Source organism: Gordonia hirsuta DSM 44140 = NBRC 16056, from assembly GCF_000333015.1.
In the GTDB taxonomy this organism is placed as follows: domain Bacteria; phylum Actinomycetota; class Actinomycetes; order Mycobacteriales; family Mycobacteriaceae; genus Gordonia; species Gordonia hirsuta.
The window spans coordinates 1-25,212 of the sequence record NZ_BANT01000003.1 but is presented as its reverse complement, the minus strand read 5'-3'; the positions used below and the strand labels follow the sequence as shown (position 1 = coordinate 25,212).

Annotated in this window: 24 protein-coding genes; 7 read left to right on the top strand and 17 right to left on the bottom strand. The window is 70.7% G+C overall.

Going from position 1 to position 25,212, the window contains the following annotated elements:
* The 5 genes from GOHSU_RS01540 to GOHSU_RS01520 form a co-directional block, all read right to left on the bottom strand.
* Nucleotides 1–349: FHA domain-containing protein (locus GOHSU_RS01540; protein WP_005935724.1), on the bottom strand; the 349-nt coding region annotated here is incomplete at its 3' end.
* 497 nt (nucleotides 350–846) lie between these two features.
* On the bottom strand, nucleotides 847–1,122 hold the full coding sequence (locus GOHSU_RS01535) for a hypothetical protein (RefSeq protein WP_005935718.1): 276 nt from the start codon (nucleotides 1,120–1,122) through the stop codon (nucleotides 847–849).
* Between the two features lie 10 nt (nucleotides 1,123–1,132).
* Complete coding sequence (locus GOHSU_RS01530) at nucleotides 1,133–1,951, bottom strand: adenylate/guanylate cyclase domain-containing protein (RefSeq protein WP_005935715.1); 819 nt, start codon at nucleotides 1,949–1,951, stop codon at nucleotides 1,133–1,135.
* Nucleotides 1,952–2,007: 56 nt separating this feature from the next.
* Entirely contained in the window at nucleotides 2,008–3,138 is a 1,131-nt protein-coding gene (locus tag GOHSU_RS01525; RefSeq protein WP_024332488.1) for a DUF475 domain-containing protein, read from the bottom strand.
* 8 nt (nucleotides 3,139–3,146) lie between these two features.
* Nucleotides 3,147–3,428, bottom strand: coding sequence for a hypothetical protein (locus tag GOHSU_RS01520; protein WP_005935709.1), 282 nt, complete (start codon nucleotides 3,426–3,428; stop codon nucleotides 3,147–3,149).
* A gap of 169 nt (nucleotides 3,429–3,597) precedes the next feature.
* On the opposite strand from GOHSU_RS01520, the gene GOHSU_RS01515 reads away from it, so the two are divergent.
* Nucleotides 3,598–3,942: an RNA polymerase-binding protein RbpA gene (locus GOHSU_RS01515; RefSeq protein ID WP_005935705.1), complete on the top strand. Its 345-nt coding sequence runs from the start codon at nucleotides 3,598–3,600 to the stop codon at nucleotides 3,940–3,942.
* Between the two features lie 78 nt (nucleotides 3,943–4,020).
* On the opposite strand, the gene GOHSU_RS01510 is transcribed toward GOHSU_RS01515, so the two are convergent.
* The 6 genes from GOHSU_RS01510 to GOHSU_RS16165 form a co-directional block, all read right to left on the bottom strand.
* On the bottom strand, nucleotides 4,021–4,806 hold the full coding sequence (locus tag GOHSU_RS01510; protein ID WP_005935703.1) for a polyprenol monophosphomannose synthase: 786 nt from the start codon (nucleotides 4,804–4,806) through the stop codon (nucleotides 4,021–4,023).
* Entirely contained in the window at nucleotides 4,796–6,487 is a 1,692-nt protein-coding gene (lnt, locus tag GOHSU_RS01505; protein WP_005935700.1) for an apolipoprotein N-acyltransferase, read from the bottom strand. The genes GOHSU_RS01510 and lnt overlap by 11 nt, the downstream gene beginning before the upstream one ends.
* Nucleotides 6,484–8,109: an amidohydrolase gene (locus tag GOHSU_RS01500; protein WP_005935697.1), complete on the bottom strand. Its 1,626-nt coding sequence runs from the start codon at nucleotides 8,107–8,109 to the stop codon at nucleotides 6,484–6,486. The genes lnt and GOHSU_RS01500 overlap by 4 nt, the downstream gene beginning before the upstream one ends.
* A 47-nt stretch (nucleotides 8,110–8,156) precedes the next feature.
* Nucleotides 8,157–8,744 (bottom strand): FxsA family protein, encoded by a 588-nt coding sequence (locus tag GOHSU_RS01495; RefSeq protein ID WP_005935694.1) that lies wholly within the window; start codon nucleotides 8,742–8,744, stop codon nucleotides 8,157–8,159.
* Between the two features lie 112 nt (nucleotides 8,745–8,856).
* Nucleotides 8,857–12,480: a cobaltochelatase subunit CobN gene (gene cobN / locus GOHSU_RS01490; protein ID WP_005935691.1), complete on the bottom strand. Its 3,624-nt coding sequence runs from the start codon at nucleotides 12,478–12,480 to the stop codon at nucleotides 8,857–8,859.
* A gap of 259 nt (nucleotides 12,481–12,739) precedes the next feature.
* On the bottom strand, nucleotides 12,740–13,363 hold the full coding sequence (locus GOHSU_RS16165) for a neutral zinc metallopeptidase (RefSeq protein ID WP_005935688.1): 624 nt from the start codon (nucleotides 13,361–13,363) through the stop codon (nucleotides 12,740–12,742).
* A gap of 173 nt (nucleotides 13,364–13,536) precedes the next feature.
* Here GOHSU_RS16165 and cobG point away from each other — a divergent pair, with 173 nt between their 5' ends.
* From cobG to GOHSU_RS01465, 4 genes are read left to right on the top strand one after another with little or no spacing between them, the layout of a single operon-like run.
* Nucleotides 13,537–14,700, top strand: coding sequence for a precorrin-3B synthase (gene cobG / locus GOHSU_RS01480; protein WP_005935685.1), 1,164 nt, complete (start codon nucleotides 13,537–13,539; stop codon nucleotides 14,698–14,700).
* A gap of 8 nt (nucleotides 14,701–14,708) precedes the next feature.
* The gene (locus tag GOHSU_RS01475) at nucleotides 14,709–15,332 is read left to right on the top strand and encodes a precorrin-8X methylmutase (protein WP_005935681.1); all 624 of its coding nucleotides are present in this window, start codon (nucleotides 14,709–14,711) and stop codon (nucleotides 15,330–15,332) included.
* Nucleotides 15,329–16,876, top strand: a complete 1,548-nt coding sequence (locus tag GOHSU_RS01470; protein WP_024332487.1) for a precorrin-2 C(20)-methyltransferase — start codon at nucleotides 15,329–15,331, stop codon at nucleotides 16,874–16,876. The genes GOHSU_RS01475 and GOHSU_RS01470 overlap by 4 nt, the downstream gene beginning before the upstream one ends.
* Nucleotides 16,873–18,114, top strand: a complete 1,242-nt coding sequence (locus GOHSU_RS01465; RefSeq protein ID WP_162138704.1) for a hypothetical protein — start codon at nucleotides 16,873–16,875, stop codon at nucleotides 18,112–18,114. The genes GOHSU_RS01470 and GOHSU_RS01465 overlap by 4 nt, the downstream gene beginning before the upstream one ends.
* A gap of 12 nt (nucleotides 18,115–18,126) precedes the next feature.
* On the opposite strand, the gene GOHSU_RS01460 is transcribed toward GOHSU_RS01465, so the two are convergent.
* Genes GOHSU_RS01460 through dprE2 form a run of 4 tightly spaced genes read right to left on the bottom strand, consistent with a single transcriptional unit; the run spans nucleotide 18,127 to nucleotide 21,608 of the window.
* Complete coding sequence (locus tag GOHSU_RS01460; protein ID WP_005935669.1) at nucleotides 18,127–18,873, bottom strand: cobalt-precorrin-6A reductase; 747 nt, start codon at nucleotides 18,871–18,873, stop codon at nucleotides 18,127–18,129.
* Nucleotides 18,866–19,642 carry a precorrin-4 C(11)-methyltransferase gene (gene cobM, locus GOHSU_RS01455; RefSeq protein ID WP_005935666.1) on the bottom strand — a complete coding sequence of 259 codons (777 nt, stop codon included), beginning with the start codon at nucleotides 19,640–19,642 and terminating at the stop codon, nucleotides 18,866–18,868. The genes GOHSU_RS01460 and cobM overlap by 8 nt, the downstream gene beginning before the upstream one ends.
* On the bottom strand, nucleotides 19,639–20,862 hold the full coding sequence (locus GOHSU_RS01450; RefSeq protein ID WP_005935663.1) for a bifunctional cobalt-precorrin-7 (C(5))-methyltransferase/cobalt-precorrin-6B (C(15))-methyltransferase: 1,224 nt from the start codon (nucleotides 20,860–20,862) through the stop codon (nucleotides 19,639–19,641). The genes cobM and GOHSU_RS01450 overlap by 4 nt, the downstream gene beginning before the upstream one ends.
* The gene (gene dprE2, locus GOHSU_RS01445) at nucleotides 20,859–21,608 is read right to left on the bottom strand and encodes a decaprenylphospho-beta-D-erythro-pentofuranosid-2-ulose 2-reductase (RefSeq protein ID WP_005935660.1); all 750 of its coding nucleotides are present in this window, start codon (nucleotides 21,606–21,608) and stop codon (nucleotides 20,859–20,861) included. The genes GOHSU_RS01450 and dprE2 overlap by 4 nt, the downstream gene beginning before the upstream one ends.
* An 82-nt stretch (nucleotides 21,609–21,690) precedes the next feature.
* Between dprE2 and GOHSU_RS01440 the strand changes: the two genes are divergently transcribed.
* On the top strand, nucleotides 21,691–22,110 hold the full coding sequence (locus GOHSU_RS01440; RefSeq protein ID WP_005935657.1) for a pyridoxamine 5'-phosphate oxidase family protein: 420 nt from the start codon (nucleotides 21,691–21,693) through the stop codon (nucleotides 22,108–22,110).
* Between the two features lie 17 nt (nucleotides 22,111–22,127).
* Here GOHSU_RS01440 and GOHSU_RS01435 read toward each other — a convergent pair whose 3' ends face one another.
* The gene (locus tag GOHSU_RS01435; RefSeq protein ID WP_005935654.1) at nucleotides 22,128–23,282 is read right to left on the bottom strand and encodes a M24 family metallopeptidase; all 1,155 of its coding nucleotides are present in this window, start codon (nucleotides 23,280–23,282) and stop codon (nucleotides 22,128–22,130) included.
* A gap of 110 nt (nucleotides 23,283–23,392) precedes the next feature.
* Between GOHSU_RS01435 and GOHSU_RS01430 the strand changes: the two genes are divergently transcribed.
* Entirely contained in the window at nucleotides 23,393–24,319 is a 927-nt protein-coding gene (locus GOHSU_RS01430; RefSeq protein ID WP_024332484.1) for a 5'-3' exonuclease, read from the top strand.
* Nucleotides 24,320–24,344: 25 nt separating this feature from the next.
* On the opposite strand, the gene GOHSU_RS16850 is transcribed toward GOHSU_RS01430, so the two are convergent.
* Complete coding sequence (locus tag GOHSU_RS16850) at nucleotides 24,345–24,908, bottom strand: DUF4333 domain-containing protein (protein WP_162138703.1); 564 nt, start codon at nucleotides 24,906–24,908, stop codon at nucleotides 24,345–24,347.
* Nucleotides 24,909–25,212: the final 304 nt, after the last annotated feature.

Here is a 25,212-nt window from a genome sequence, read left to right as displayed (position 1 = left end):
CCGGTGCACCGGCACCCGGCCCCAGAGCGGGCGCGCCGGCCGAGTCGGCGGCCGCCCCGGTCGGCCCCACCGAGATCACCGGGGCATCGGGGCGCGGCCCCAGCCGCAGGACCGCCGGTCCCCGCAGCGCCAGGGTGGTGATCCGCCGCCCGTCCACCCACACTCCCCCGGTGCTGCCGGCGTCGACCAGCTCCCAGCCCTGGCCGGAGGAACGGATCTCGAGGTGCCGCCGGGACACGGTCGGCACATCGATGGCCACGTCGGAACTGGGATCGCGGCCGATCCGCAGGACCGCCGGCCCCCGGAAATTCCAGACCCGACCCGCGTACTCGATCCTGAGGCCCGTCATGTTCGTACCTTCCCCGTCGCGTGCCCACCGACGGTGGCACCGTTCACAATCTCCAAATCGTAGGCTGCGCTGGCCGGCCGCCGTCCCGAACCCCCATCCGACCGCGCGTCGTGGGCGGCCCGCTCGCACGGCGGGTGAACAGAAGGTTAACTCAGAGGCAACGGACCTTGACTATTGCTGTCCTTTGGGTTACAAATGAGTGGACGCTAACCGACCTAAGGAGGAGGACGCCATGCCGAACCGCATCAGTCCCGATCTCGCGTCACGAGTCCGCGGGTATTCCCGCCGTTTGACTGCACGCTTCAACCTGAGTGCCGCCGACCGCCTGAGTCTGCAGGTCGCGCACACGCCGGTAGCTGTGCTGGGTAGTCAGCGCCGCTGCGCCTGACCACCGACTGACCGATCGACGACGACCCCCGACCAGCACGGTCGGGGGTCGTCGTGTTTTCCGGGGTGTCGCCGGTGACTGCGAACCGATCGGCGGCGGAACAGCCCCGTCAGAACCGCTGGGAACGGGTCAGGTGCCAGGCGCCGCACTCGCATTCGTACGAGCGCAGACTCGGCGAGGCGCGCGGGGCGGCGGAGATCGCCAGGATGGCGCCGGTCACCGCGGCCAGCGTCGGATAGCAGATCTTCTCCGGTGTCGGACACCGCGGCGGCCGGTAGTCCACCGAGGCCCGCGGACGACGCCGCGGGCGCTGCCGGGCAGCGGTACGCGCCTCGATCTCGGCGTAGTAGGCCTCGAGATCGTCGTCGTCGAACACCGGACTCACTGCGGCGGCCTCACCTCGGCGAGTCCGGGTCGGCGTCGTACCGCGGTACCACCCGGAACACCTGCAACTCGCGGGGCACACCCTTGGCCCGGAAGCGTTTGCGGCGGCAGACGTAGCCGTCGGTACCGGCCAGCTCCAGGGTCGGACCGCTGGCGTAGGTTTCCCCGGCCCCTGCCGCCGCACAGACCCGGGCAGCGATATTGACGTCCACACCGAGGAAATCGTCGCCGACAGCGCGCGGCGCACCAGTGTGCACGCCGGCGCGCAGTGCCGGACGATAGGCGTCCAGACGAATCGCGCCGACGGCCTCGACCGCCTCGTGGGCGGCCTCGATCGCTTCGCGCCCGTCGACGAAGACCGCCATCATCCCGTCGCCGAGGGTTTTGACCACTTCCCCGCCGCGGGCGGCGATCGCCCGCTCACACGCCTCGTTGACCGCCGTCATCAGGTGCAGAACCTGATCGTCGCCGGCCCGCAGCGCCCAGCGGGAGAAATCGACCAGGTCGGTGAACAGGATGGTGACCGGTGTCGGGGCACTGGGGTCGGGCTGCTTGCGCCGGACCAGCGACTTCCATACCCCCACCGCGGTCAGACCCAGCTCGCGCACGGCACTGGGACGCTCGGCGTTGACATCGCCGATCGCCTGGGAGAGGCGGTCCAGCGTCGTCGAGCGTCCGGTGACCGGCACGGGCGGGGCCAGGCGCCGCGCGAACTGCGCCGCCTTGACCAGCGGTGCACTCGAATCGGTCCGCGCCAGCAGATCACCGGCCCGCTGCAGCGGTGAAAGCGCCTCGTCGGCCGCATCCAACGGCAACACGTCGCGGGACACCGGCCGCGATGCGTCGTCTTCCCCGCCGGGTGCAGTCCTCACAGAGCGATTCTAGGTCAGGGCCCGGACACACCGGCGGCGGTCTGGGTCGCGGCACGAGCGTCGGCCCGATTGGCCCGGATGCTCGAGATCATCGCCGCCACGATGAACACGACGCCCACCAGCCCCGAGATCACCTCGTTCACCTCCACCTTCAGGCTCACCAACAAGACCGCTGCCAGGGCGCCGATGGCCCAGTGCGCACCGTTCTCCAGGTAGCGGTATTCGGTCAGCGTCCCCGCCCGCACCAGAAAGACGGTGATCGAGCGCACGAACATCGCGCCGATGAACCCCAGCCCCAGCGCGATCAGAATCGGATCCGAGGTGATGGCGAAGGCGCCGATCACCCCGTCGAACGAGAATGATGCATCGAGCATCTCCAGGTACAGGAACAGCATGAACGCCGCCTTGCCGCCGACCGGCAGGTGTGCGGGCCGGTCGCGCTCGGCCGGCCGGGTACTCGACGGATCCGGCACCGCGGGATCGAGCGTATCGGGCAGCTCGTCGTCATCAAACATCGCGGTCAACCCCTGGATCGACAGATACAGGAGTATCCCGATGACCCCGGAGGTCAGCACCGAACTGCGATGGGCCGGGTCGACGATCTGCGCACAGATCAGCAATACGGCCAGTGCCACGATGATCGCGGCATGACGCACCCGGCCCAGGCGTGCCAGCCAGTGTTCGACGAAGCGTCCCCAGACCCGGCGGTCTTCGTCGAAGGCGTAGTTGAGGAAGATCAGCAGCAGGAACATCCCGCCCAGAGCGGCGATCTGCGGATGGGCCTGGACCATGATGGTCTGATAGCTGGGCTGATCGGCGGTCTCCACCGCCGGCGGATTCAGCGCCAGGTCCAGGGCCGCCGCCGGCGCCAGTCCCGCGACCGCCCACACGATCACCAGCGGAAACAGCACGCGCATACCGAAGACGGCGATCAACACGCCCACGGTGAGGAACATCTTCTGCCAGAACGCGTTCATCCGTTGCAGAACCGTCGCATTCATCACCGCATTGTCGAACGACAGCGAGATCTCCAGAATCGCCAGGATCGCACAGACGAACAGCGCTGCCGGACCGCCGTACAGGTAGGCCACCACCAGGGCTGCCACGGTGACCGCGATCGAGAGCCCGAACGTGCGGGCAACCAGCCGGGCGATCATCGCAGTCGCTCGGCCGCCCGGGCCGCAGTCACCAGGTCCCGGGTCAGTTCGGTGAGTTCAGCATGATCGGCGCCCTCGGCCAGGGCGGTGTCCAGATCTTCGGCGGCGCACCGCAGAACGAACATCCGGTCGGCGAAGGCCTGGGCCTCCTCCGGTGACAGGATCACCGCGTCGGCGGGAATAACGGTGCCCTCGGTCAGCGTTCTCTGTTCATAGGCACGCTGCCGGCACGAGCGTTTGCAGTATTTGCGCCGGCGGCCGAGAGCCGAGTCGACCATCTCGCGGCCGCACCAGGCACAGCTGTACGGCCGCTGCCGCGTGGTTGCTTCAGGCACTCTGCGACGGTACCGCGGCCGGCGCACCGGTGTTGTCACCGGCGCAGGTGCCGTGTCGCCGCGCGCCGCGTAAGATGGGACTGTTGACTGTAAGTGAGAGGAACAGAGCTACATGGCTGATCGAGTACTCCGTGGAAGCCGCCTGGGTGCGGTGAGCTACGAGACCGACCGCGATCACGACCTCGCACCGCGCCGCATCGTGCAGTACCGCACCGATAACGGCGAGATCTTCGATATCCCCTTCGCCGACGACGCCGAGGTCCCCTCGAAGTGGCCGTGCAAGAACGGTATGGAGGGCACCATCCTCGAGGGCGCCGAGGAGGAGGAGAAGAAGGGCAAGCCGCCGCGTACCCACTGGGACATGCTGCTGGAACGCCGCTCCGAAGAGGATCTCGAGGTGCTGCTGGCCGAGCGGCTGGATCTACTCAAGACCCGTCGCCGCGGCGGTACGGCCTGACGGCGCAGGCCCGCCACGTACGACGAAGCTCCCGGACCACATCGACGGTCCGGGAGCTTCGTCGTTCAGAAGCGGCCGCTATGCCTTGTTGGTGCGGAAGCGCGCGGTGCGTCCCTGCCAGCCCCAGCGGGCGACGCTGATAAAGGATTCGGCGATCACACCGCCGTCCATCTTCGATTCGCCGATCTCCCGTTCGGTGAACGTGATGGGCACCTCGCGGACGTCGAAGCCGGCCTGCAGAGTGCGCCAGGCCAGATCGATCTGGAAGCAGTAACCTGCCGAGTCGACCTCGTCCAGACCGATCGTGCGCAGCACATCGGCGCGGTAGGCGCGGAATCCGGCGGTGATATCGCGGATCTTGCTGCCCAGCGCCAGCCGCGCATAGGTGTTGGCGCCCTTGGACAGGATCTCCCGCCGCTTGGGCCAGTTCACCAGTTGCCCACCGGGCACATAGCGCGATCCGATCACCAGGTCGGCGCCGTCGTTGATGGCGGCCAGCAGCCGGTGCAACTGCTCGGGGGCATGGCTACCGTCGGCGTCCATCTCGATGATGACGGGGTAGTCGCGGTCCAGGCCCCAGGCGAAACCGGCCAGGTATGCCTTGCCCAGGCCGTCCTTGACGGTCCGATGCATGACGTGGATGCGCCCGGCGGCGTCGTCTGCGGCCAGCTGGTCGGCGATCGCACCGGTACCGTCGGGGCTGGAGTCGTCGACCACGAGCACGTGGATGTCGGGCAGGGCGCCCAGCAGACGCCCGATGATCAGCGGCAGGTTCTCCCGCTCGTTGAAGGTGGGGATGACCACGAGCCCACCGGCACCCTGCGGTCCGACGACCTGGTCTGCGTCGTGTGCCCTATCGGTCATGTGCACCCTCCTCTGCTGCCGAATCCCGAATGCTGAACAACGTATAGAACCTAGTACGTCGCCCCAGTGCGAACAAAAATGCCGCCAGTGCCCCGACCACCATCACCGCTTGCGGCCACGGCCCGAGCCGGACCGCGAGGGTCTGGTCGGTGCGCAGCGGCAGGTCCGCCTCCAGAATCGACGGGGTGAAGATCTCACTGCTGGTGATCGCCCGGCCGTCGGGGGTCAGCAGGGCGCTGATCCCGCTGGTGGCGGCCACCGCCACCGACCGACCGGTCTCCACCGCCCGCACCTGCGACATCGCCAGCTGCTGATAGGTCATATCGGTGTGTCCGAAGGTCGCATTGTTGGTCGGGACGAACACCAGCTGCCCGCCGTCGCGGGCGGCCTGCCGGGGCGACCGGTCGAAGGCCACCTCCCAGCAGGTCGAAACCCCCACGGGCACCGTTCCGGCGGCGGTAGGCACCTGCACCACCGCCGGGCCGGTACCGGCCTGGAAGTTGCCGGCCTGGTCGGCGTAGGAGGAGAACTTCGCGAAGAAGCTGCGCCAGGGCAGGTATTCGCCGAACGGCTGAATGATGTGTTTATCGTAGCGACCGGTCGGTGCCGGGGCGGCGACGCCGTCGTCGGCCTCCCAGACCAGCACCGTGTTGCTGGGGCCCGGATCGCCCGGGAGCACGGTCCCGAACACGATGGGCACCCCGGTCGCTGTGACCGCGGCCGAGACGATGCGCGCCGCGTCGGCGTTGTCCAGCGGGGAGATGTCCGAGGCGTTCTCCGGCCACAGGATCAGGTCCGGCCGGGCGCGTTTACCGGCCGCGATATCCTCGGCCAGCCGAACCGTTTCGCGGAAATGGTTGTCCAGGACGGCGCGGCGCTGAGCGTTGAAGTCCAACCCCAGCCGCGGCACATTGCCCTGCACCACGGCCACCCGCAGCGTCGGCCCGTCGTTCGGCGACGGGGCGGTGACAGTGGCGATCCCGGCGGCCGCCAGGGCGAACACCGCCGCGGCCGCAGCCACCACCACGGCCCCGGTCAGCCGGATCGTGCGCCCGCCCCACCGGAGCTCCCGGGCCTTCTCCTCGGGCGTGTCACCGGCGCGGCGCAGATCCTCCCGCCGGCGCGTGACGATCGTGATCAGCAGGGCCGCCACCGACGCCCCGGTCAGCGCCAGCACGAACGACAGCCCCGGCACCCCCACCCAGCGGGCCACCGGCAGGAAGAAGCCCCGGGTCTGACTGAAGGCCGCGGCCCCCCACGGGAATCCGCCGAACGGGAACGAGGAGCGGAACCATTCCACACCGACCCAGACCAGCGCGAAAGCGACCGGCGCTGCGGCCGAGACCCGGCCGGTCACCGTGGCCATCGCGCCGAACAGCGCCAGATACACCGCGCAGACCACGGCCAGCGCCAACCACGGCAGCGGTCCGACGAATTCGCCGATCCAGGGCAGCAACGGCACAAAGAAACCCAGTCCGAAGACGAACCCGGTCACGGCCCCGACCCGCACACTCGGCCGCCCGACCACCAGACACGCGTACAGGATGCCCAGCGCCACCGGAGTCAGCAGCCACCATCCCAGCGGCGGGAACGCCAGGTAGAGCAGGAGTCCACCGACCAGGGCGGCGCCCAGGCGCCACCACGGGCGCCGGGCGCCGGGTGTGCCCTCGGCGGCCGTCACCGATCGTCTCGGGAGTAGATCACCCGGCCGGCCACCGCGGTGCTCACGCACTGGGGCAGCCGGGCGCCCGGGGCCACATCCGGCAGCGCCGGCACCCGCGAACGTGGATCGGTGGACCAGCGCTGCACACCCGCATGGGAGGCGGCCACCACCAGCTCGTCGATCTCCCAGACCGCGTAGTGGGCGGGTGCACCGGGCACCAGGGTGCCGGTGAGGCCGTCATTGATCCCGCCGGCCCGCCAGCCGCCGCGGGTGGCGGCGGCGAATGCGGCGCGCGGGGAGATGGCGCTGGTCGGATTGTGGTGGTGTGCGGCCGCCCGCACCGTCGCCCACGGATCGATCGGGCAGACCGGTGCGTCCGAGGAGAAGGCCAGGGTCACTCCGGCCTTGGCCAGGGCCGCGAAATCGTTCAGATGCCCGCTGCGCTCGCCCAGCCGCTGCTCGTAGAGCTGCCCGGGCCCTCCCCACGCGGCGTCGAACAGCGGCTGCATGCTGGCCACCACCCCGCACCGGGCGAACAGTTCGGCCTGTTGCGCGGTGACCATCTCGGCGTGTTCGAGCCGGTGCACGCAGCGGGCCAGCGCCGGCGTCCCCAGCTCCTCGGCGATCTCGGCCATCGCCGCGGCCACCTGGCGGGCCGCCTCGTCGCCGATGACGTGAAAGCCCGCCTGAATACCGGCTTCGGTGGTGGCCCGCAGATGCGTGCGTATCTGCTCGGGGGTCAGGTAGCTGACCCCGCAGGTGTGCGGATCATCGGTGTAGGGCGCCGACAGCAGCGCGGTGTGCGAACCCAGGGCCCCGTCGACGAAGAGGTCCCCGCCGATGGCGTCGGCACCGGTCTGCACCAGCACGTCTCGGGCCTCGTCGGCGGTGCTCACGCACTGCCCCCAGTACCGGCGGACCTGGACCGGGTGGTCCAGCTCGGCGATGGACGCGAAATCGGCCAGACCGCTGATATCCGGGCCGCCGTTCTCGTGCACCGCCACGATCCCGTGCGCGGCGGCGTGATCGAGCGCCCGCAGCTGCGCTCGGCGCCGGCCCTGCGGGCTGATCAGTGCCCGCGCGGTCCGCCGCACCCGATGGTGAGCTTCGGCGATCAGCGGGGCCTGCTCGTCGTAACCGGCCTGGCCGGCCAGTCCGTCCACCCGGCGACGCAGGGCGCTGGAGGCCGCCGCCGAATGCTCGTCGATGCGGGCCAGGTACACCGCGCGGTCCCCGGCGACCGCGTCCAGGTCGGCGGTCGAAGGCGGCTGGTCCTCCCCCGGTCCGGCGTCGACCCAGGCCGAGGAGTCCCAGCCCATCCCCCAGATCACGTCCTCATCGGGGTGGCTGGCCACGAACGCGCTCAGCTCGCGCAGGCATTCGCTGCGGCTGCTCACCCACGACAGGTCCAGTCCGCCCAGCGCCAGTCCGGTGTCGGTCAGGTGCACGTGGGAGTCGACGAAGGCGGGGCTGACGAAACGTCCCTGCAGATCCACCACCTCGGCGTCCGGATGCAGAGCACGCCCCACATCGTCGGTACCCACCCAGACGACGATGCCGTCGGTGATCGCGAGTGCGGTGGCGTCGGGGGTGGCGGGCGAAGAGTAGACGATGCCGCCGACCAGAAGCTGGGTAGTCACGTGCTCCAGTGTCTCAGAGGCGCGCCCGTGCGGCCCGGTCGGCTCCGCTAGTTCTGCGGCCGCTGCGAGCCGGGCAGATCCTGCGCCGGCGGCAGCATCGGTACATCCACCACGATGGTGCCGTCCGGGTTGCGCACGGTGGTCTCAACGACGACACCTTCGGCGCGGCCACCGGCCTCATCGACCACGGTTCCGTCGACGTAGCCGCGCGGGCTCATCCCGACCAGCGTGACCCGCTCGGCCACCAGGTTCGCCCGCTTGGTCGCCTCGGCGGCCACCACCGGACGCAGCAGTCTGCGGACCGGCGGTGACAGCAACACCAGCCCGCCGACGGTCGTGACGACGCCCGGAAGCACGGTCAGGACCGTCGCACCGGCGAACAGTGCCGAATCCGAGACCGCACCGGCCAGTTGGCCGGTCATCTCAGTGCGGCTCCTGGGCGCGGTCGACAGCGTCGAGACCGGTTCGCGCCGCGGTGCGAAGAGCTGCCGGGCACGTCGTCCCAGGACCGCGAAGCCCACACCGGCGGCGGCGATGGTGATCAGGAACGCCCAGGCCCAGCCCAGGAAATGCACCATCGCCCAGAAGGCGGCGATCTCCACCACGAGGTAACCCAGGAACACCCAGCGCTTCATACTCCGACCTTCCCACGCCGTGGACGGCTGCACGGCGCTCTCCTACGTTCAACGCATGAGCGGCCGGTTTTGCTCCCCTCAGCCAGAATCGCCGCGGATATGCCCGCCGGGATCAGTCCTCGCGGCGACCCTCGATCTCGCCTTCGGCCTCCAGGTACGCCCCGCGCAGCTGTTCGAGCAACTCCGGCGGCGGCTCGTGCCACATATCGCGTTCGACGGCCTCCAGCAGCCGTTCGGAGATGCCGTGCAATGCCCACGGGTTGGCCTGTTCCAGGAACTCCCGGTTGGTCTCGTCGAGCACGTACTGCTCGGTGAGCTGCTCATACATCCAGTCCGGAACCACATCGGTGGTGGCGTCGTAGCCGAACAGGTAGTCGACGGTGGCGGCCATCTCGAAGGCCCCCTTGTACCCGTGCCGGCGCATCGCCGACAGCCAGCGGGGATTGACCACCCGGGCCCGGAAGACGCGGGCGGTCTCCTCGCTGAGGGTACGGGTGCGGACGGTGTCCGGCCGGGTCGAATCGCCGATGTAGGCCTCCGGAGACTCCCCGGTCAGGGCGCGCACGGTGGCGACCATCCCGCCGTGGAACTGGAAGTAGTCGTCGGAGTCGGCGATATCGTGTTCGCGGGTGTCGGTGTTCTTGGCCGCCACCGCGATCCGGCGGTACGCCGCGCGCATATCGTCGACGGCCGGTACACCATCCAGGTCGCGGCCGTAGGCGTAGCCGCCCCATTCGGTGTAGACCGCGGCCAGATCTTCGTCGGTGCGCCACTGCCGGGAATCGATCAGCTGCAGCAGACCGGCCCCGTAGGTACCCGGAGCCGAACCGAACACCCGGGTGGTGGCCCGCCGCCGATCGCCGTGCTCGGCGAGGGCGGCGCGGGCGTGCGCGGCGACGTAGTTCTGCTCATCGGTCTCGTCGTCGGCGGCGGCGGCCAGGGCGACGGCGTCGTCGAGCATGGTCACCACGTGGGCGAAGGCATCGCGGAAGAAGCCGGAGATCCGGACCGTCACATCGATGCGGGGGCGGCCGAGTTCGGCCAGCGGAATCAGTTCCAGGCCGGTGACCCGACGCGATCCCTCGTCCCAGACCGGCGTGACCCCCAGCAGCGCCAGCACCTCGCCGACATCGTCGCCGGAGGTCCGCATCGCGCTGGTGCCCCACGCCGACAGGCCCACCGACTCCGGGTACCGGCCGTGATCGGCCAGGTAACGCTCGACCAGCGAGTCGGCCAGCGCCCGGCCGGTCTCGGCGGCCAGCCGGCTCGGTACCGCCTTCGGGTCCACCGAGTAGAAGTTCCGGCCGGTGGGCAGCACGTTGATCAGACCGCGCAGCGGTGAGCCGCTCGGTCCGGCCGGGATGAAGCCCCCGTTCAGGGCATGCAGGACGCGGTCGATCTCCCCGGTGGTGGCGCGTAGACGCGGCACCACCTCCTGCGCGGCAAAACGCAGAATCTCGCCGACCGCCGCCGGATGCCCGTGCGCGGCCGCGGTGGCCGCCTCGATCGACCAGTCGCCGTCGGCACAGGCGATCACCAGCTCGCGGGCGATGGCCTCGACCCGATCGACCTCGCGCCGGTCGGTGGACTCCTCGTCCAGGCCCAGCGCCTCGCGCAGCCCGGGCAGGGTCTGGCTGCCTCCCCACAGCTGGCGGGCCCGCAGCATCGCCAGCACCAGGTCGATCTCGGTCTGCGGATCGGGCGCCTGCCCCAGGACGTGCAGACCGTCGCGGATGGCGGCGTCCTTGATCTCGCACAGCCAGCCGTCCACGTCCAGGAGCATGTCGTCGAAGACCTCCTCCTCGGGCCGGCCGGTCAGCCCCAGATCATGGTCCATCTTCGCGGCGGTCAGCAGCGTCCAGATCTGCTGACGGATCGCCGGGAGTTTCGCTGGATCCAGCGCCGAGATGTTGGCGTGCTCGTCGAGCAGTTGCTCGAGCCGGTTGATGTCGCCGTAGCTCTCGGCCCGGGCCATCGGCGGGATCAGGTGGTCCACCAGCACCGCGTGTGCGCGCCGCTTGGCCTGGGTGCCCTCGCCGGGGTCATTGACCAGGAACGGATAGATCAGCGGCAGGTCGCCGATCGCCGCATCGGTGCCGCACTCGGCCGACATGCCGAGCATCTTGCCGGGCAGCCACTCGAGGTTGCCGTGCTTGCCGACGTGCACCACCGCGTCGGCGCCGAATCCCCAGCCGTCCTGTTCGGTGCGCGAGGCCAGCCAGCGGTAGCAGGCCAGGTAGTGGTGGGTCGGCGGCAGATCCGGATCGTGGTAGATCGCGACCGGGTTCTCCCCGAAGCCCCGCGGCGGCTGCACCAGCAGGACCACGTTGCCGAAGACCATCGCCGCGATCACGAGCTCACCGGCCGGATCGGCCGAACGGTCGACGAACAGGTCACCCGGCGGCGGCCCCCAGTGCGCCACGACGGCCTCGCGCAGCGCCTGCGGGAGGCGGTCGAACCAGGCGGTGTAGTCGTCGGCGCGCACCCGGATCGGGTTGGCGGCCAGGGCTTCTTCGGTCAGCCAGTCCTGGTCCTGCCCACCCGCGTCGATCAGCGCATGCATCAGAGCATCGGGATCGTCGTCGTCGGGCCGGTCGGCCAGACCCGGAATGTCCCGATCGCCCAGGTCGTACCCGGCCGCGTCGAGGGCGCGCAACAGGTGGATCAGCGACCGCGGGGTGTCCAGGCCCACCGCGTTGCCGATCCGGGCGTGCTTGGTCGGATACGCCGACAGCAGCAACGCCACACGCTTATCGGGAGCCTGCAGGTAGCGCAACCGCGCATGGGCGATCGCGATACCGGCCACCCGTGCGCAGCGTTCGGCGTCGGGGGCGTAGTACGGCAGTCCGTCGTCGTCGAACTCCTTGAACGAGAACGGCACGGTGATGATGCGCCCGTCGAACTCGGGCACGGCCACCTGGCTGGCCACATCCAGCGGCGACATTCCCTCGTCGCTGTCGGCCCAGTCGGCCCGCGAGGAGGTCAGACACAGCCCCTGCAGGATCGGGATGTCCAGTGCGGCCAGGCGTTCGACGTTCCAGGCTTCATCGTCGCCGCCGGCGCTGGCGGTGGCCGGGGTGGTGCCGCCGGCGGCCAGCACCGTCACCACCAGGGCATCGAATCCGCCCAGGTAGTCGATGAGGTCGTCGGGCGCGGCGCGCAGGGACGCGCAGAAGATGCCCTCGGCGCGGGCCCCGCCGGCTTCGGCGGCGCTGCACAGCGCGTCGATGTAGTCGGTGTTGCCGGCCAGATGCTGGGCGCGGTAGTAGAGCACACCGATCCGCGGTGCCCCGTCGGCGACCACGGCGGCGGTCCGCTCGAGCACACCCCAGTTCGGGGCCTCGATCGGCGGCTCGAAGCCCAGTCCGGTCAGCAGCACCGTGTCGGAGAGGAAGTTGTGCACCTGCACCAGGTTCTCCCGGCCGCCGGCCACGAAGTACCCGTGCGCTTCGGCGGCGACACCGGCCGGCACGGTGGACAGCGCCATCAGATCCGGATCCGGGTTCAGCTCACCGGAGAGCACCACCACCGGAGCCGGGCCTGCCAGCACCGCGTCCAGCCCCTCTTCCCAGGCGCGCCGGCCGCCCAGCAGCCGCACGACCACCAGATCTGAACCGGCGATCAGCTCGGGCACATCGTCGATGAGCAGGCGCGCCGGATTGGCCACGCGGTAGTCGGCACCGCACGTGGCGGCGGTACGCAGGTCGGTGTCCGAGGTGGACAGCAGTGTGATCACGGGCCGAGCCCTCCCTGCCGGATGGCGCGCCCGGCGTCGTCGGTGAGGCACCGGCTCGGGTGTCGAACCGGTACCGGGAACGACGCGGGTCTGACTCGGCAGGGCATGGGGATGCCGGCAGCCTCACAGTGGCGCGACCGTGCCGGCTTCGCACCGGCTTCCGTGTCGTTCGATCGACCCTCACTGTAGATCAGGGTCGGCTCAGTACGGCGCCGCAGCCCCGCCGGGTGGCGGAGCTGCGGCGCGGGGCGCGGCCCGATCAGCGATCGAAGCAGGCCTTCGGGCCCTGCTTCCAGCCGGTCATGAAGGCCTGGGCCTGCTGCTTAGCGGTGCCATGGATGTCACCGGGGGCGCTGCTGCGGTTGAACAGCGCGGCGAACCCCTCTTCGTCGCCCTCATCGACCACCAGCACCTCCTGTCGCACCAGATCGCCCAGCGCCCCACCGCTGAGGCACTGCGCCTGCAGCTCCTGCGGCTTGTGCACGACCCCGGCCGGCTGCTGCCGCAGGACCGCATGCGCCCATTCGTGGGCGACGACGTCGTAGACGAGGACATCGCCACTGCCGGCCGCCTGCTCCAGGTAGTCCCGGCCGAACTGGACCGAGTGATCGCGCGGGCAGTAGATGGCGTTGTTCTTCGGCATCTCACCGCAACCGGTCGCGGTGCCCGGCTCCAGGACACCGCGGTTGGCCGGCGCAACGTACTTTCGGCCGAAGAGCTCGGGAGCCTGATCCTTCCAGTAGGTGCTCACGGCCTGCACCGCCACGCGGTAGTCCTGCTCGTAGACCGGGGCCGCGTCCGCGGTCCCGGCACCGGCCGCGGTCGCGACCACCGCGACCGCCGTCGCCGCGGTGATGAGGGCGGAGGAGAAGATCTTGCGCATGTCAGTTGCCTTTCGTGTGCCGTCCTCGGTGGGCGGTGCTGGTCTGTTACCGGGTCAGAGGGGCCCGGTGGGCGAAAGGTTCCCGCGGCGGGAAGAAAGATGTCGAACCGGTCGCACCCGCCGAACCGATCACCGGATGCCGGGGTCGACCGGACCGGCCTAGGCTGGCGACCATGAGCAGACCGGCCGACCGCTGCCCCGGCGTCTTCGCCACCCATCGGGCCGCCGACGGACACCTGGCGCGTATCCGGCTGTCCGGCGGCCGCCTCTCCCCCGATCAACTGACCACTCTGGCGCTGGCGGCACAGGATCTGGGCGACGGCGCCGTGGAACTGACCGGACGGGCCAATGTGCAGGTCCGCGGAATCGACGACGACGACGTATCTGCCTTCGCCGAACGCCTCATCGAGGCCGGTCTGGCCGGGGATCCCGCCCACGACCGCATCCGCAATATCGTGGTCTCGCCGCTGGCCGGCCGCTGCGGCGGCGGCGCACAGTTGTGGCCGGCCGCCGACCGGCTCGGCGAGCTGCTGACCGCCTCGGCTCGCGCCGGTGACCTGTCGGGCCGCTTCTGGTTCGGCTTCGACGACGGCCGCGGCGATGTGCTGGCCCACCACCCCGATATCGTCGCCGTCCGGCTCGCACCGGAAGAACCGGACGGCCCGGACACCCTGGCCGAGCTGATCGTCGCCGGCACCCCGACCGGACAGGTCCTGGCGCTCGGCGATGCCCCGCAAGCGATGATCGACCTGGCCCACCGCTTTCTGGACGTGCGCACCGACGAATGGCGGATCGCCGATCTGCCGGGGTCCGCACGGGACCTCCTCCACCGCGAGCAGCGCGGTGCCGCGGTGACGCCCGGCCCCACGGCCGAGACCGGATCGCCGCGTACCGAGCACGGGCCGCGAGTCGGCTGGTTCACCCAGGACGACGGTCGCGTCCTGCTCGGAGCGGTGGTGCCGTTCGGCCGGCTCAGCTCCCGGCAGGCCCAATTCGCCGGTGCCGTGGGCGCCCCGCTGATCGTCACCACCGAGAAGGAGCTGCTGATCACCGACCTCACCGAGTCCGTCGCCGAGACGGTCGTGCGGGTCCTGGCCCCACTCGGCTTCATCTTCGACGCCACCTCGCCGTGGGTGCGTGCCGGCGCCTGCACCGGATCACCCGGCTGTGCACGCAGCGGCGCCGACGTCCGCGCCCTGCTGACCGAACACATCGACGGCGGAGGGCTGATCGACGGTCGCGAGCACTGGGTGGGCTGCGACCGCCGCTGCGGCACACCGCCCGGCGCGCGGGTGCGGGTGCTCGGCGCCGACCCGAAACGCCCCACAGTAGGCTGAACGGCGCCATGAGCGACTATCTCCGCGACGGTGCGGCCATCTACCGTCAGTCCTTCGCCACCATTCGCGCCGAATCCGACCTGTCGGCATTCTCCGCGGACCTGGAACCCGTCGTGGTCCGGATGATCCATGCCAGCGGACAGACCGATCTGACCGATGACGTGGTCGCCACCCCCGGGGTGGTCGCCGCAGCACGCGCGGCCCTGGCCGCCGGCGGACCCATCCTGTGCGATGCCAACATGGTCGCCTCCGGCGTCACCCGCACACGCCTGCCGGCCGACAACCCGGTCCGCTGCCACCTGGGCGAACCGGGCCTGGCCGAGCTCGCCGAGTCCATGGGCACCACGCGGACCGCCGCAGCGCTGCAGTACTGGCGCGACGATCTGGCGCGCTCGGTGGTGGCCATCGGCAATGCGCCCACCGCACTGTTCGCCCTGCTCGATCTGATCGACGACGGCTGGCCGCGGCCGGCCGCCATCGTCGGCGCCCCGGTCGGCTTCGTCGGGGCCGCCGAATCGTGCGCGGCCCTGGCCGCCCGCAATGATCTGGAGTTCATCACCGTCACCGGCCGCCGCGGTGGATCGGCGATCACCGCCGCCGCACTCAATGCGCTGGCGAGCCCGGTCGAATGAGTACCGTGCAGCAGCCCCGTGGACGCGGCGCGGGCAAATTGTGGGGGGTGGGCCTCGGTCCGGGCGATCCGGAGTTGGTGACGGTCAAGGCGGCCCGGATCATCGCCGACGCCGATGTGATCGCCTACCACTGCGCCCGCCACGGGAACTCGATCGCGCGGTCGGTGGCCGAGCCCTACCTGCGGTCCGGCCAGGTCGAGGAACGGTTGATGTATCCGCTCACCGTGGAGACCACCGACCATCCCGGCGGTTACGCCGGGGCGATGGCCGATTTCTACCGCGACAGCGCCGAGTTGCTGGCCGAACACCTGGCCGCCGGCCGCGATGTGGTGCTGCTGGCCGAGGGTGACCCGCTGTTCTTCTCCTCCTACATGCACATGCACAAGCGCCTGGCCGGCCGGTTCGACGCCGAGATCATTCCTGGCGTGACGTCGATCAGCGGGGCATCGGCGGCACTGGGGATCCCGTTGGTGGAGGGCGAGGAGACGCTCACCGTGCTGCCGGGGACCGCCGAACCCGGTGAACTGGTCGCCCATCTGCGCACCGGTGAGGCGCTGGCGGTGATGAAACTGGGCCGCACCTTCGGCAAGGTCCGCCAGGCCCTGGCCGAGGCCGGCCGGCTCGAGGAGGCCTGGTACGTGGAGCGGGCCTCCACCTCCCGGCAGCAGATCGCCAAGGTCGTCGACGTCGATCCGGCGAGCGTCCCCTACTTCTCGCTGATCGTCGTGCCCGGACGGCGCAACAACCCACTGGCCGCGACCCCGGCCGGAGCAGACGACGAATCCGGCATCGGCACGCCCGGCGAGGTGGTCGTGGTGGGTCTGGGCCCGGGCCCGGCCGCCCAGACCACCCCCCAGGTCAGCGCCGAGCTGGCCGCCGCAACCGATCTGGTCGGCTACACCACCTATCTGAAACGGATCACCCCGCGCACCGGTCAGCGCGTCCACGCCACGGACAATCGCGTCGAGACCCAGCGCGCCGAATTCGCCCTGGACCTGGCGTCGAAGGGGTCCCGGGTCGCGGTGGTCTCCTCCGGGGACCCGGGCGTGTTCGCAATGGCCGCCGCGGTCACCGAGGTGGCGTCCGAACCGGCCTGGCAGCACGTACCGGTGCGGGTGGTGCCGGGGGTCAGCGCCGCTCAGGCCGTCGCCGCCGCCGCCGGAGCGCCACTGGGCCACGACTTCGCGATCATCTCGCTGTCGGATCTACTCAAACCGTGGTCGGTGATCGAGCAGCGCATCCGCGCGGCCGTCGACGCCGATCTGGTGTTCGCCGTCTACAACCCGGCTTCGCGCACCCGCACCGAGCAGATCCGTCGTTTCCAGGAGCTGCTGAACGCGCTGGTGCCCGCCGACCGGGTGCTGATCCAGGGCCGGGACGTCGGCGGCGACGGACAGCGTCTGCAGCTGCTGACCGTCGCCGATTTCGATCCGGCGACCGTGGACATGCGCACCCTGCTGATCGTCGGGTCCTCGCAGACCCGGATCGTGCGGCGGCCGGCCGGTGATCTGGCGTTCACTCCCCGCCACTACCCGCAGTCGTGAAACGGTCACCGATTCGCCGGCTTCTGCGGGCTGCCGGCGTGCTCGGTGCACTGCTACTCGTCGGCGCCCTGATCCTGCTGCTGGTCGACGTCCTGACTCCGGCGCCGCGGGCCGACGTGGCCGCACTGGGACCGGTCGTGCAGACCATCCCCGATGCTGCGGTGACGGCGGTGCTGGCCGTGCAGTTCCGGGACCTCAGCCAGAAATCGCATCACTGGGATGGCGACGACTCCTGGCTCGTCTTTCTCGACGAGCAGAACCGACCCATCGGGCATGTCGGCGGCACCGGGATGCTGCAGGGCCGCATCGCGGCCGCCGGCGACACCCTGGCGTTCGCCCAGCCAGAGTCCTTCCGGATCATCTCCGGCAGCCGGTCCCCCCTCGAGCTGCCCCATCCGAACGACTACGCGGTGGCTGCTTCCTCATCGGTCGCCGGCTCGGATCGGGAAGCCTTCCTGTGGACCGGCTACGGTCCGGCGCACGGGCTGCGAATCGGTCACCAGCGCCAACCGACGCGAGTCAACCGTCCGGGACCGGTCGTGGCCGCCGGGTACTGCGGCGACGACTACTACTTGGCGACCGGCCAGGGCGGGGCCGACGGCGGCAGCCGGGTCGTGCTCGAACGGGTTTCCCCGGGCGGCGACTTCGAGCCGGTCACCTCCTGGGCGGGCAGTGCACCCCTCGCCGGTGGCGCTCTGCCGATCAGCTGCACCGACTCTCGCATCCGGGTTCCCCTGCACGACGACAAGGACGGCAGACCCGCTTCGGTCGACGGACACGGCTCCGGAGTGATCGGCTTCCGCGAGGTCGAGGTGACCACCGGCGCTTCGCGCTGGGTCCCGGCGGCCACTCCGGTCATCGACGACCGACTGGGCACAGCGCTGTCGGTAGCCGGCGGTAGTGCGGCCGCACATGTGGGGGCAGACGGCGTTGTCACCTACCTCGACCGGGACGATCGGCTCCAGCGGCTCGACCCGGCAGCGACCCGACCGTTCACCGGCGCCCGGCTCGTTCGCTCCGAGAGTGAACGGCTGGAAGCCGCGACCCTCATCGACGCCTCGCGCGCTGTTCTGGCCGTGACCGAACACGCCGGCGGCGCCGACGTGCCGATCCTGGCGACCTACGATCTGGCCACCGGGGACCAGCTCGACCGCACGCGGCTGGACTGGCTGACCGGTACCGCCCTGGGGCCCTTCGGCGCCACGGTCACCGATATCGCGGTTCTGTCGCGGCACTGAGGCGCGCCCGGGTCAACGGTGCGCGAGCACGGTCTGCACCCACTCGGCCGCCTCCGGTGCCGACCGGGCCTGCCGGGTCTGCGCCGCTTCGATCGGCCGCTGCACCATGATCACCTCGATGCCGGCTTCGGCGGCGGCGGTCAGCTTGGCCCGCGTCATCTCTCCCCCGCTGTTCTTGGTGACCAGCAGATCGATGCGCGCCCCGGCGAGCAGGGCGCGTTCGTCGTCGAGTCCGTACGGCCCGCGTGAACGCAGGATCTCGTGGTTCGGCGGCAGCGGGCCGCCGGGCGGATCGACCACCCGGATCAGGAACCAGGCGTCGTCGATCCCGGCGAAGGCGCCGACGTCCTGCCTGCCGGTGGTCAGGAAGACCCGGCCGCCGCGCTGGGCCACGGCAGCCGCCGCGGCGGTGATGTCCGGGACGGGCACCCAGCGGTCGCCCGGACCCGGTTCCCACGCCGGCCGGGTCAGCCGCAGCAGCGGCACTGCGGCGTCGGCGCACGCGCGGACAGCGTTGGTGCTGATCTGCGCGGCGAACGGATGGGTCGCGTCCACCACGGCGCGAACCGCGCGGGTACGCAACCAGTCCGCCAGACCGTCGGCGCCGCCGAAACCGCCGATCCGCACCTCGCCCACCGGGAGCCGCGGATTCTGCACCCGTCCGGCCAGTGAGCTGACCGTCGCGATCCCGGCGTCGTCGAGCTTCCTGGCCAGGGTGCGGGCTTCGGCGGTGCCGCCCAGGATCAACACCTCAGTCATGGGCACCGGCGTCCCTGCGGAGCTTGGTCATCCGGGCCTGTGAATACAGGTAGCTGTCGGTGGCCCCGGAGTCCGCCGGATCCAGGACGCGGCCGACGAAGATCACCGCCGTCTTGGTGATCCCGGCCGCCGCCAGCGCCTGCGGTAACTGCGCCAGCGGCGCCCGCACGATCTGCTGATCGTCCCGCGAGGCGAAGGCGACGGTGGCCGTCGGGCAGTCGGCCCCGTACGACGGTGTCAGTGCGTCGACGATCTGCTCGGTGCGATGAGCGGCCAGGTGCAGCGCCAAGGTCACCCCGGTTGCGGCCAGCGAGGACAGGTCTTCCCCCGGCGGCATATCGGTCGACAGCGTCGACACCCGGGTGATCAGCAGGCTCTGCCCCACTCCGGGGACGGTGAGTTCGGTGTCCAGCGCGGCCGCGGCGGCGGCGAACGCCGGCACACCGGGAACCAGCTCGTAGGCGATGCCGCGCTCCCGCAGCCGGCGGACCTGCTCGGTGAGCGCCGAATAGATCGCCAGGTCCCCCGAATGCAGGCGGGCGACGTCATGTCCGGCGGCATCGGCGGCGGCCATCCGGTCGATGATCTCGGGCAGCGGCATCCGCGCGGTGTCGACCGTCTCGGCACCGGCCGAGAGCAGCTCGAGCAGTTGCGCCGGCACCAGCGAGCCGGCGTACAGGCAGGTCCGGCAGCCGGCCAGCAGCCGGGCGCCGCGCACGGTGATCAGATCGGCCGCACCCGGGCCGGCGCCGATGAAGTAGACGGTCATCGGTCCACCACCCACTGGACCACCGGCAGCGCCGGACGCCAGGCGGTCATCGTGCCCAGCACCCCGGCTCGTTCGATGGCGAGTCTGGTGAGGGTGCCCCCGTAATCGGCATGGGCGGCCACCAGCAGTTGTTCGGTCTGCAGAGTCACCGCGTTGGCCACCAGCCGGCCGCCGCCGGCGATCGCCGCCCAACAGCGGTCCAGCACCTGCACGTCCAGGCCGCCGCCGACGAAGATCCTGTCCGGAGCCGGGGCATCGGCCAGCGCCGCGGGTATCGCGCCGGCCGGAACCAGCCGGTCGGCGACGCCGTGTGCCCGGGCGTTGGCCAGGATCCGCTCGGTGCGGGCCGGGTCTGCTTCGAAGCAGACCACCCGTCCGGTGCGAGTCTGCCGGAGCCATTCGATGCCGATACTGCCCGAACCTGCGCCGACGTCCCACAGCAGCTGCCCCTCGGCCGGTGCCAGTGCCGCCACGGTGACCGCTCGCACGGTCTGCTTGGTCAGCTGACCGTCGTGTGCGAACTCCTCGTCGGGCAGGCCCGGTGCCCGGCTGCGCGCCGGTCCCACACAGGCGATCGCCGTGATGTTCAGGTCGGCGGTGCGCGCCAGGTCCCAGTCGGCCGCCCGGGCCGTCACCGTCGATTCGTCCGGTCCGCCCAGATCACCGAGCACCGTCAGCGTCGACTCCCCGAACCCGCCGGCGCACAGCAGCTCGGCGATCTGAGCCGGGCTCGTCCCGTCCCGGGAGAGCACCAGCACCCGGGCCCCGTCGGTCAGCAGCGGGATCACCGCGTCGGGCTCGCCGGTCACCAGGCTCGCCACGTCCACGCGCGGCTGCGCCGTCGCCGACAGGTCCCAGCCCAGCTTCGCCGCCGCCAGCGAGATGCTCGACGGCGCCGGCAGCACGGTCACCCGTTCGGCTCCGACCGTGTGCACCACCGTGGCACCCAGGCCGTGGAACATCGGATCACCGCTGGCCAGCAGATGGATCACCTCGCCGGTCCCGGCATCGCCGTCGAGCACCTGTGTCAGGTGTGCTGACATCGGTGAGGTCCACGCCCTGGCTTGTGCGCCGAGCTCCTGCGGCAGCAGGGCCAGCTGACGGGCCGATCCGTAGATCACCGCGGCATCCCGCAGCGTGTTCTGGGCGCGAGTGCCCAGTCCCGCCCAGCCGTCGGCGCCGATACCGACCACCACGAACCGCCGCTGTGTATCGGTCATCGGGGCAGCCGTCGCCACACCGCACGCGGCAGCATCCGCATACCGAAGAACACCGGCCGCAGCCGCCCGGGAATCCACACCTCGCCCTTGCCCTTGCGGTAGGCGCGCGCCACCGCGTCGGCGACCTGGTCGGCAGTCACCGACATCGGCGCCGGGGTGACCCCCGAGGCCATCAGGTCCTTGGTCATGTTGCCGATCACGAAGCCCGGGCGGGCCAGCAGCAGGTGCACACCGGTACCGTGCAGGGCGTCGGCCAGCCCGCTGGCGAACCCGTCCAGCCCGGCCTTGGTGGAGCCGTAGACGTAGTTGGCCCGGCGCACCCGGACCCCCGCGACCGAGGAGAAGACGATGAGGGTGCCCGAGTCGCGTTCGCGCATCCGGTTGGCCAGCAGGGTGATCACGCTGATCTGCGCGTAGTAGTCGGTGTGCGCGATCTCCAGCGCATGGGACACGTCGGTCTCCGCGCGGGCCGCATCGCCCAAGATCCCGAACGCCACGACCGCCACATCGATGGGTCCGTAGCGTTCATCGATCTGGTCGACGAGTCCGGGATGGGTCTGCACCAGATCGGCGTCGAAGGCGATGGTGTCCACCGCCGTCGCACCGGCGGCGATCAATGCCGCCCGCTGCGACTCCAGGTCGTCCGGGCGCCGGGCAGCCAGCACCACCCGATTCCCCGGCGCCAACCGCACCGCGGTGGCCACCCCAATCTCGCTACGCCCACCGAAGACCACGATCGTTCCCACCGGTGCAGTATCTCACCCGCTCGCCGCGGCCGGGCACCACCGTGTTCTCGGTGCGCCGCGGGACCCTGGATAAGGTCTGTCCATGCCCCGCACCGTCGACGACCTCAGCCCACAAGCCCACGAACTGCTCGGTGAATACCATCTGGCATCCCTGGCCACCCTCCGCAAGGACGGCACCCCGCATGTGGCCGCAGTGGGTTTCACCTTCGACCCCGAGGCCGGCAAGGCACGGGTGATCACCTTCGACCACAGCCAGAAGGTGCGCAACGTCGAACGCCGCGGCTATGCCGCCCTGACCCACGTCGACGGGCCGCGCTGGCTGACCCTGGAGGGGCCGGCCCGGATCCGCCGCGAACCCGAGCAGGTGCGCGATGCCGAGGAACGTTACGGCCGGCGCTACCGGGAACCCAAACCGAATCCGCAGCGCGTGGTGATCGAGGTCGACATCGCACGCGCCCTCGGTTCGGCCGCGATGTTCACCGACGAGGTGTTCCCCGGCTGACGAGTGCCCCGTTCCCGTTACCGGCTGTCGTCTTCCAGACGAGTCAGACCGTGCGGGCGGGTGTTGACCGGCTCGGCGCCGTCGTCGGTGACGATCACGATGTCTTCGATCCGGGCGCCCCAGCGGCCCGGCAGATAGACGCCGGGTTCGACGCTGAACACCATTCCCGGCCGCAGGACGTCGGTGTTGCCGGCCACGATGTACGGCTCCTCGTGCACCGACAGCCCGATGCCGTGCCCGGTCCGGTGAATGAAGTGCTCGCCCAGTCCGGCTTCCTGCAGAAGGGTGCGGCCTGCGGCATCGATGCTTTCGGCGGTGGCCCCGGGGCGTACCGCCGCGACCGAGGCGGCCTGCGCGCGTTCGAGCGCGGCATAGGCCTGTGCCACCTCCGCCGGCGGCTCGGCGAAGCAGTAGGTGCGGGTGCAGTCGGAGTTGTACCCGATCGGCAGCGGACCGCCGATGTCGATCACCACGATGTCGTCGGCACCGATCACCCGCTCGGAGTGTTCGTGGTGCGGGTCTGCCCCGTTGGGTCCCGAGCCCACGATCACGAATGCGGCTTCGGTGTGCCCCTCCGCCACGATCGCTGCGGCGATATCGGCGGCCACCGCCGCTTCGGTGCGGCCGGGCCGCAGCCACTGTCCCATCCGAGCATGCACCCGGTCGATGGCCGCTCCGGCGGTACGCAGAGCAGCGAGTTCGGCGTCGTCTTTGATCATCCGCAGCTCCCGCAGTACCGGCGTCGCCAGCCGTAGCGGCGCCTGCAGACGGTCGGCGAGCGGGACCAGGTGCAGGGCGGGCAGCGAATCGGATACCGCCAGCACCGAGTTCTCCTCGAGTCCGGCCAGTGCGAGCGCATACGGATCGGCGCCGTCGACCCAGTCCCGGACTGTCACGTCCAGGTCCGGGATCGCCGAATCGCGCACCGCGGCCAGCTCCAGGCGCGGGGTCACCAACCGCGGCGCACCGACCGCCGGGATCACCAGGGCGGTCAGCCGTTCAAAGGTGTCGGCCGTCATCCCCGTCAGATACCGCAGATCCGGTCCGGTGCCGACGACGATCGCGTCCAGACCGGCCGCGCCGGTCAGCTGCGCCGCACGGGCGAGGCGCTGTGCGTAGACCTGCGTATCGAAGCGGGTATCGCCGTCCGGGGCGGAATCACCGTGAGCCATGTCCTCAGCCTATCGAGCGCCCGGTCCGCCCGGTCGGCGGTGGCGACGGTCGGCGGCGCACACCGGGTGACGCACCGGCGGTGTGAAACAGTGGACGCATGGGAAAGGTCATGCTGCTCGACGGCGCGAGCCTGTGGTTCCGCTCGTTCTTCGCGTTGCCGGAGAAGATCACCGCCCCCGATGGCCGTCCGGTCAACGCGGTGCGCGGCTTCCTCGACACCATCGCGGCGCTGGTGAACGCACACGAGCCGACCCGGATCGTGGTCTGCCTGGACCGGAACTGGCGTCCCGACTTCCGCATCGCGCTGATCCCGTCGTACAAGGCTCACCGGGTCGCCGACACCGGTGACGGTCGGGCGGAGGAGGTTCCCGACGCGTTGCCGCCCCAGGTGGACATGATCCTGGCGGTGCTGCAGGCGGCCGGGATCGAGACCGGTGGTGCCGATGATTGCGAGGCCGATGATGTGATCGGGACCCTGGCCGTCGGCGAAACCCACGACGAGGTGCTGGTGGTCACCGGCGATCGCGATCTGCTGCAGTTGGTGGCCGACGCCCCGGTGCCTGTGCGGGTGCTGTATGTGGGCAGGGGCCTGGCCAAAGCCGAATTGATGGGCCCGGCCCAGGTCGCCGACAGGTATGGGCTGCCGGTCGATCGCGCCGGGAACGCCTATGCCGAGATGTCGATTCTGCGGGGCGACCCGTCCGACGGACTGCCCGGCGTCAAGGGCATCGGCGATAAGACCGCGGCGAAGCTGATCACCGCCTACGGCAGCCTCGATGCCGTCGAAGAAGCCGCCGGCACACCGGAGTCGGGAATCTCTCCCCGGATCGCCGGCGCCCTGGAGCAGTCGGCCGAATACCTGCGGGCCGCCCGCACCGTCGTGTCCGTCCGCACCGATGCGCGCGTCGAGTTCAGCCGCGGCGATCAGCGCCTGCCGGCCGCACCCGACGACGAGGCGGCTCTCTCGGCGCTGACCGGCGAACTCGGAATCGACGCGAGCGTGGGCCGTCTCGCCGCGGCGTTCGGCTGGTCCTGAGCCCCGCCGCGAGGAGAGTCCGAGGTCAGGGGTCGACGGGCTCGGAGACCGAGTAGGTTCCGTTCTTGTCCGTGACGGTGAGAGTCACCTTCTTCTCCTCGCCGTTGACCTTGAGCCGGCATTCGAACTGCTCGCCCTCACGGACCTTGATGCCGGACGGGCATCGGACATCGGAGATCTGCCGACCGGTCTCGCCCGACTGCAGCACCTGCTCCACACCCTGTTGCAGCCCGCTCTGGGAGAACGTCTTGGGCGCCCAACCGGGCCAGACGTACGCCGAACCGGCGATCAGGGCAGCCAGCACGACGACGGCGGCGATGACCGGGAGCCACACCCGCTTCCAGGACCGTCCGGTCCCCCCGCTCGGCGGCGCGTCGGCACCGCCGTCACCGGTCTCGGAGTTCGGCACCGCAGCGTATTCGGCCTGGGCGTATTCGGCCTGAGCGTATTCGGGAGCCGCCTGCGTCTGCGGATGAGCAGGGCCCTGCGGTTGCGCCGGGGCACGGCCATAGCCGGGAGCCGGCGCGTAGGCCGGTCCCGATCGGTAGTTCTGCTCTGCCCCGGCGGGTTGGGCGTGTGCGCCGCGCAACGGTTCGTCATACCCGCCGGACTCGGGGGGTGCGGTGCGCGGTGCGGGCTGCGGAATCTGTTCTGTCCGGCCCTGAACACCCGGTGATTCGGGGAAATGTCGCGGCGGCGCTTCCGTCGGCGACACCTCACGCGCCGGAGGAACGGTGGAATGAACAATCGTCAGATCCGGTTCACTGGGCGGCGATCCGGCGGGCGGGCGCGGCGGTGTCCGGAGATCGGGTCCCGGGCCGCCCGGCCCCGGACGGGGGTTGGCCCACGGTGCCTGCCCTGCCGGGGCGCCGTGTCGCGGACTCGCGGGGTCT